The organism is Xanthomonas sp. SHU 199, assembly GCF_000364665.1.
GTDB lineage: Bacteria > Pseudomonadota > Gammaproteobacteria > Xanthomonadales > Xanthomonadaceae > Xanthomonas_A > Xanthomonas_A sontii.
Genome location: NZ_AQOI01000451.1, coordinates 1 through 7,387, shown reverse-complemented (window position 1 = coordinate 7,387; position 7,387 = coordinate 1). Strand labels below are relative to the sequence as shown.

Here is a 7,387-nt window from a genome sequence, read left to right as displayed (position 1 = left end):
TGGTGCCGGACGCGGCTGCGGCGCCGGGGCGGGCGCGGGTGTGTCTGCCGCTTTCGGCGTATCGACGCGATCGGGCGGCGGCACCGGGTCGTCGGACTGCGCGACCAGGGTGGATTGCACGGTGGTGGTGGCACGCGTGCGCTTGGGTGCGGCGGACGCCGGCGGCGGGCTGGGCTTGGGCGGCAGCGGCTTCGCCGGCTTGTCGCTGTCGCCGAGGAAGTCCACGCGGATCCGGCTGCCGCCGGCCGCGCCCTGCGGCGTGGACATGGTTGGCTTGGCCGCATACAGCAGGGCGAGCGCCATCAACACGTGCAGCAGCGCGCTGAGCAGCCAGGCGATCCAGCGCTGCCAGCGTTCGCTGCGGGTCTCGGCGGCGACGGGCGCGCGGTGCGACGCGCGGCTCATGCCGTCGCGGCGGCGTCGGGGAGGCCAGCCTTCATGCGGTTCCGGGGAGGGGACGAACGTGGGAGGCCGCCATCGTACCGCCTGCGCCGGCAACGGCCATGGCAGTCGATGCGATGGCCGGCACCGGCCGACACCTGGCGTTCACGCGCTGGGGGCGGCCGGCCCCGCGTCGTCCACCTGGGCGGACGGCGCGGCCGCCCGCGCGTCGATCAGACGTAGGCGCCGACCTTGAACACTTCCACCGCCTGGGTGAGCTGTGCCGACTGCTCCTCCAGCGAGCGTGCCGCGGTGCTGGCTTCTTCCACCAGCGCCACGTTCTGCTGGGTGGTCTCGTCCATGCGCGCGATGGTCTGGTTGACCTGGGCGATGCCGTTGGCCTGCTCGTGCGAGGCGGCGGAGATCTGGCCCATCAGGTCGGTGACGTGCTGCACGCTGGCCACGACCTGGTCCATGGTGGCGCCGGCCTGGTGTACCAGCGTGGCGCCGTGGGCGACGCGCTGCACCGAGTCGTCGATCAGGGTCTTGATCTCCTTGGCGGCGCCGGCCGAACGATGCGCGAGCGTGCCGACCTCCGCGGCCACCACCGCGAAGCCCTTGCCCTGTTCGCCGGCGCGTGCGGCTTCCACCGCGGCGTTGAGGGCGAGGATGTTGGTCTGGAAGGCGATGCCGTCGATCACCGCGATGATGTCGGCGATGCGCCTCGAGGCCGCCTGGATGCCGTCCATGGTCGCCACCACCTGGCCCACCACGTCGCGGCCTTCGCTGGCCACACCGGCCGCGCCCAGCGCCAGCTGGTTGGCGCGCTGCGCGTGCTCGGCGTTCTGCTTCACCGTGGAGGTCAGTTCCTCCATCGAGGCGGCGGTCTCTTCCAGGCTGGCCGCCTGCTGTTCGCTGCGCTTGGCCAGTTCCTGGTTGCCGCTGGCGATGTCCTCGGCGGCGAAGCCGATGCTGTTGGTGGTGCGCTGGATGTGCGCGACGATGTCGGTGAGGCGGTGCACGGTGCTGTTGGCGTCGTCGCGCATGGCGGCGAACACGCCGTGGAAGTTGCCGCTCATGCGCACGGTGAGGTCGCCGTCGGCGATGCAGCGCAGCAGCGCGGAGAACTTGGCCAGGTTGGCGTCGGCGGTGGCCATCATGGTGTCGAGGTTCTCGACCATGGTGCGGAAGGCGTGCTCGAACTTCTCCGGCTGGCCGCGGTGGGCGAAGTTGCCGGCGCAGGCGGCTTCGGCCAGGGTCTGGATCTGCACGTTGATCGCGTGCAGGTTCTGCTTGACCTGCTGCATCGCCGCGGTGATCGCGGCCTTCTCGCCGGGGTAGTGGGCGATGTCCTGGCTGAGGTCGCCGATGGCGTAGCGGCCCATCACCTCGGTGATGCGCAGCTGCGTCTGCACGTGCGCATCCACCAGGGCATTGGTATCGGCGACCATGCGCCCGTACTCGCCGGGGAAGCGCTGCGCATCCATGCGGTAGCTGATGGCGCCGGCATCGTGGCGCGCAGCCATCTCGCGCTGTGCGGAAATCACCTCGTGCAGGCGCCGTTGCATCTGCTGCATGGCGCGCAGCAACTGCCCGGCCTCGTCGCGGGTGGTGGCGGTGTCCGGGCTGCTCAGGTCGCCGGCGCCGATGCGCTCGGCCAGGCCCAGCGCCTGCCGCAGCGGCCGCACCACGCGGCGGGTCAGCAGCAGGGCGATCAGCGTGCCCAGCAGCAGCGCCAGCACGGTGCAGCCGACCATCAGCAGGGCGAAGCCGCGCGCAGTGGCCATCGCTTCCTTGGCGGCCTGGCGGTTCTTGGCTTCCTGCAGGTCGATGAAGGCGTTGATGCTGGCCAGCCAGTCGACGAAGGCCGGGCGCGCTTGCTGCAGCAGCAGCGCCTGCGCCTGCACGGTGTCGCCGGCATCGCGCAGCTGCCGCACCTGCGCGATCAGCGGCATGGTGCGCGCTTCGATGCCCTGGATGCGCTGCAGGATGGTTTTCTCCTGGGCGTCGCTGGAGACGGCGAGCAAGGCATCGAGCGGCTGCGCGGCGCGCGCGTAGTCGCCGGCCAGCTTGTCGATGGTCTGCTCGGTCGCCTGGCGGCTGGCCGCATCGTCCAGCAGCACCACGTCGCGCAGGGCGATGGCGCGGTCGTGCACGCTGCCGCGGAAGTTGATCGCGTAGCGCTGCTTGACGCTGTTGACTTCGTTGATCGCGGTGAGTCGCTGGTCGATGCTGTGCACGCGCTGGATGCCGACCACGGTGAGCAGGACCATCAGCACGATGATCGTGAGGAAGCCGAGCGCGAGGCGCTGGCCGATGCGCAGATTGGAAAGGGCGTGCATGGGATCGGGGGAATGGGGGGAAGGAAGAGGGATCGACGGTGGGTGACGGCGGACGGGCAGGCAGGTTGCCTGCGCCCGCGTGACGCGCGCATGGCGCGGGTCCCCCGGGCCGGCGCATGGATAGCGGCGATGGCCTGTCGAACTGAAGGGAAGGGGCGAGGGCGTCCCCTGTGCCGTATCGGGAACGTGACGTTGTGCCGGTCTGCCGCGGCGGTGGCCGCCGGGCAGGTCAGGCAGGGCGCAGTGCCTGGCGAGCGACAAGACCAGGAGCGCGTCGCGCCGCCGCCGCGCGCAGGTGCAGCATGGCACCGCGCGCGGCCGGTGCTAAGGTCCGGGCATGACCGGCGCCGCCGACCCGATCCGCTTCCAGGCGACACTGCTGCGTCCAGCCACGCCGCCGGACGCGTCCTGGTGTTTCCTGCTGCTGCCTGCGGCGGCCAGCGCCGCGCTGCCCACGCGTGGCCTGGCCAGCGTGGAGGGCCGGTTCGCCGGGCATCCGTTTCAGGCCACGCTGCAACCCGATGGGCAAGGCGGCCACTGGCTGCAGGTCGAGGAGGCGATGCGGGCAGCCGCGGCGGTCGAGGTCGGCACCACGATGACCCTGGAGATCGCGCCGGCGGCGGTGGAACCGGAACCCGTGCTGCCCGACGACCTGGCGCGCGCGCTGGCCGCGCATCCGCCTGCGCGCGCGGCCTGGGACACGCTGACCACGGTTGCGCGGCGCGACTGGATCTTCTGGATCGGCGCGGGCAAGCAGGCGCAGACGCGGGTCAAGCGCATCGCCAGCACCTGCGACATGCTCGCCGCGGGCAAGCGGCGGGTCTGCTGCTTCGATCGCTCGGGCATGTACAGCAAGGCCTTCGCCGCGCCGCAGGCGCAATGAGGTCATGTCGCGCACGCCTGGCGTGGCCGCCGTCGCGACAGGATCCTCGCAAGCGCCTGCCTATACTCCGTGACGTCCATCCATGAGGCCCACCGCATGAGTGCATCCACCTCTTCGTCCGCCGCCGCCGCACCGGGCAGCCTGCGCCGCTCGGTGTCCAACACGCTCAAGGGCTCGGCCGGCAACCTGGTGGAGTGGTACGACGTCTACGTCTACTCGGTGTTCGCCACCTACTTCGAATCGCAGTTCTTCTCCAAGGAGGACAAGAACGCCACCCTGTATGTGTGGGCAATCTTCGCGGTGACCTTCCTGATGCGCCCGATCGGCGCCTGGTACTTCGGCCGCTTCGCCGACCGCTACGGCCGCCGCCTGGCGCTGACCGTGTCGGTGTCGGTGATGGCGGCCTGTTCGTTCCTGATCGCGGTGACGCCCACCGTGGCCAGCATCGGCGGCGCCGCGGCGGTGGTGCTGCTGCTGGCGCGCCTGCTGCAGGGCTTCGCCACCGGCGGCGAGTACGGCACCAGCGCCACTTACATGTCGGAGGCGGCGATTCCCGGGCGGCGTGGCTTCCTGTCCTCCTTCCACTACGTCACCCTGGTCGGCGGCCACGTGCTGGCGCAGGCGGTGCTGTTCGGGATGCTGCACTTCTTCGACAAGGGCCAGATTTCCGAATGGGGCTGGCGCGTGGCCTTCGGCTTGGGCGGCATCGGTGCGCTGGTGGTGTTCTGGCTGCGGCGCACGATGGACGAATCGCTGACCTCCGAGTCCATCGCCGCGGCCAAGCAGGGCAAGGACAGGTCTTCCGGCTCGCTGCGCGAGCTGTTCGTGCACCAGTGGCGCCCGCTGCTGCTGTGCTTCCTGATCACCGCCGGCGGCACCGTGGCCTTCTACACCTACTCGGTGACCGGGCCGAAGATGATCCAGACCGCCTTCGCCGGTGACGACGTCATGGCCGGCACCATCATCAACCTGGCCGCGCTGATCGTGCTGATGCTGATGCAGCCGGTGGGTGGCTGGCTGTCGGACCTGATCGGGCGCAAGACCCTGCTGGTGTTCTTCGGCATCGGCGGCGTGCTCTACACCTGGTTCCTGGTGCTGGAGCTGCCCAGGCAGAGCGACTGGCTGAGCGCCTTCGCCATCCTCACCGCCGGCTTCGTCATCCTCACCGGCTACACCTCGATCAACGCGGTGGTGAAGGCCGAGTTGTTCCCCACCCATATCCGCGCGCTGGGCGTGGGCCTGGGCTATGCGCTGGCCAATTCGGCCTTCGGCGGCACCGCGCCGCTGCTGTACCAGGCCTCGCTGAAGACCGGCCACGTCACCACCTTCGTCTGGTACGCCACGGCGGTGATCGCGGTGTCGCTGGTGGTGTACATGTTCTTCCTGACCAACAAGGGGTCCAACTGGCTCGACCACGAGGGCGAGATGCACGCGCGCCGGCGCTGACCGGCGCGGCGCCGGCCCGGGCGATGCGCATGCCGCCCGGGCGCGGAGCAGGCGGACGCTGAACGGCGCACCCGGTATCGGCCGGGTCGTCCCGCCGCGCGGAGGCCGCGCATGCGGCGGCTGCCAGGCGACTCGGGTACCATGCAGCCCCCTTACGGGCGTTCCCCCCATGGCCGATTCCGACAACAGCTCCACTCCCCCGGTGACCCAGGCGCAGGCCGAAGACGCAGTGCGCACCCTGCTGCGCTGGGCCGGCGAAGACCCGACCCGCGAGGGCCTGCTGGACACCCCGCGGCGCGTGGCCGAGGCCTATGGCGACTGGTTCAGCGGCTACCGCGCCGACCCGCGCGAGTACCTGCTGCGCACCTTCGAGGAAGTGGCCGGCTACGACGAGCTGATCGTGCTGCGCGACATCGAGTACGAAAGCCACTGCGAACACCACATGGCGCCGATCATCGGCAAGGTCCACGTCGGCTACCTGCCGCGCGGCAAGGTGGTGGGCATCAGCAAGCTGGCGCGCGTGGTCGAGGCCTATGCGCGGCGCTTCCAGGTGCAGGAGAAGATGACCGCACAGATCGCCCAGTGCATCCAGGACGTGCTGCAGCCGCTGGGCGTGGGCGTGGTGGTGGAAGGCGCACACGAGTGCATGACCACCCGCGGCATCCACAAGCGCGGCGTCAGCATGGTCACCTCGAAGATGCTCGGCACCTTCCGCGAGGACGCGCGCACCCGCGCCGAGTTCCTGCGCTTCATCGAGCGCGTGCGCTGAGTCTGCGGATGCGGTGGCGGTCGGTTCCTGCATGAAGCCGCATGTCCGGATCGCCGGCTATCGCCAGTTGCGCGAACAGCCGTTGTGGAAACTGCTCGCTGCCGACCATGCCCCCGAGCTGATCGGCCTGCTGCAGACCCTGCTTGGCGACGCCCAGCGGCGGCTGCCGGCCGACGTGTTGCACGAGCGCCTGCAGCGCCAGCTCGATGCGCTGAAGGACGACGAGCTGTCGCGCGAACTGCCGCGCACCGCGCAGGCCTACGTGGCGCACTGGCTGGCGCAGGGCTGGCTGGAGCGGCGCCTGCCCGAAGGCGACGCGCAGGAAGAATACGAACTGTCGCGGCAGGCGGCGCAGGCCATCCGCTTCATCGCTGGCGTGCGCGACAGCGCCAGCGTGGCCACCGAGAGCCGGCTGTCGCTGGTGATCCAGCAGCTGGTGCAACTGGCCGGGCAGACCGAGACCGATCCGGACGCGCGCCTGGCCGCGCTGCGCGCCGAGCGCGCGCGCCTGGACGCGGAGATCGAGCGCGTGGCCGCCGGCAAGCTGGCCGCGCTGGACGGCAAGCGCGCGCTCGAACGTACCCGCGACATCATCCGCCTGTCCGACGACCTGACCGAGGATTTCCGCCGGGTCCGCGACGATTTCGAGCGGCTCAACCGCGAGTTCCGCGAGCGCATCATCGACGACGAGGGCGCGCGCGGCGACGTGCTGGAGAAGCTGTTCGCCGGCATCGACGTGATCGGCGAGAGCGAGGCCGGGCGCAGTTTCCAGGCGTTCTGGAGCCTGCTCAACGACGCCGAGCAGAGCGTGCAGCTGGACGCGGCGCTGGAGGCGCTGCTGGCGCGCGGCTTCGCCCGCCGTCTGGACCGCCACGAACGCGCCTTCCTGCGCGGGCTCACCGGCACCCTGCTCGAACGCGGCGGCCAGGTGCACGAGGTGATGCAGCATTTCGCGCGCAGCCTGCGCGGGTTCGTGCAGAGCCGCGGTTACCTGGAACAGCGCCGGCTCAACCAGTTGCTGAAGCAGGCGCAGGGCGAGGCGCTGCAGTTGCGCGACCAGCTGCATGCCACCGCCGCCACCGGCTACGTGCTGCCGCTGAGCAGCGCGCGGCTGCGCTCGCCATCGCAGTGGCGCCTGCACGACCCGCGCAGCCAGCTGGTGGACGGGCGGGTGCAGGCGGCCGAGGCGGCGATGATCTCGCTGGACAGCGTCGGCGACCTGGTGGCGCAGTCGGAGATCGACCTGCGCGGCCTGCGCAACGACCTGCACGACCTGCTCGGCCGCCAGCCGCAGCTGAGCATCGGCGAGGCGCTGCGGCAGCGCCCGGCGGCGCAGGGCCTGGGCAGCGTGATCGGCTACCTGGCGCTGGGCACCCGCCATGGCGTGGTGGTCGACGGCGAATGGGAAGCGGTGCAATGGGAGGGCGGCGACGGCCAGGTCCGGCGCGCGCGCATCCCGCTGGTGTGGTTCACCAAGGAAAAACGCAATGAACTGGTCTGACGAATTCCACGGCCACGACGCCGATGCCGGCGATGTCGCCACGGCCGCCGCCACGTCCGCGGCGG

The 7,387-nt window shown here is 70.8% G+C and carries 5 protein-coding genes and 1 pseudogene; 4 read left to right on the top strand and 2 right to left on the bottom strand.

What is annotated here, in order from left to right; translation table 11 throughout:
- Both D183_RS0114415 and D183_RS0114410 read right to left on the bottom strand, forming a co-directional pair.
- Positions 1-405: pseudogene (locus D183_RS0114415) on the bottom strand (type II toxin-antitoxin system RelE/ParE family toxin); the annotation flags it as partial.
- A 209-nt stretch (positions 406-614) separates the two neighbouring features.
- Complete coding sequence (locus tag D183_RS0114410; protein ID WP_017909622.1) at positions 615-2,723, bottom strand: methyl-accepting chemotaxis protein; 2,109 nt, start codon at positions 2,721-2,723, stop codon at positions 615-617.
- Positions 2,724-3,060: 337 nt separating this feature from the next.
- On the opposite strand from D183_RS0114410, the gene D183_RS0114405 reads away from it, so the two are divergent.
- The 4 genes from D183_RS0114405 (at position 3,061) to D183_RS0114390 (ending at position 7,322) form a co-directional block, all read left to right on the top strand.
- Positions 3,061-3,606: a YdeI/OmpD-associated family protein gene (locus tag D183_RS0114405; protein WP_017909621.1), complete on the top strand. Its 546-nt coding sequence runs from the start codon at positions 3,061-3,063 to the stop codon at positions 3,604-3,606.
- A 96-nt stretch (positions 3,607-3,702) separates the two neighbouring features.
- Positions 3,703-5,052, top strand: a complete 1,350-nt coding sequence (locus D183_RS0114400) for an MFS transporter (RefSeq protein WP_017909620.1) — start codon at positions 3,703-3,705, stop codon at positions 5,050-5,052.
- Between the two features lie 169 nt (positions 5,053-5,221).
- Positions 5,222-5,821: a GTP cyclohydrolase I FolE gene (folE, locus tag D183_RS0114395; protein ID WP_017909619.1), complete on the top strand. Its 600-nt coding sequence runs from the start codon at positions 5,222-5,224 to the stop codon at positions 5,819-5,821.
- Positions 5,822-5,852: 31 nt separating this feature from the next.
- Positions 5,853-7,322, top strand: a complete 1,470-nt coding sequence (locus D183_RS0114390) for a DUF3375 domain-containing protein (protein WP_017909618.1) — start codon at positions 5,853-5,855, stop codon at positions 7,320-7,322.
- Positions 7,323-7,387: the final 65 nt, after the last annotated feature.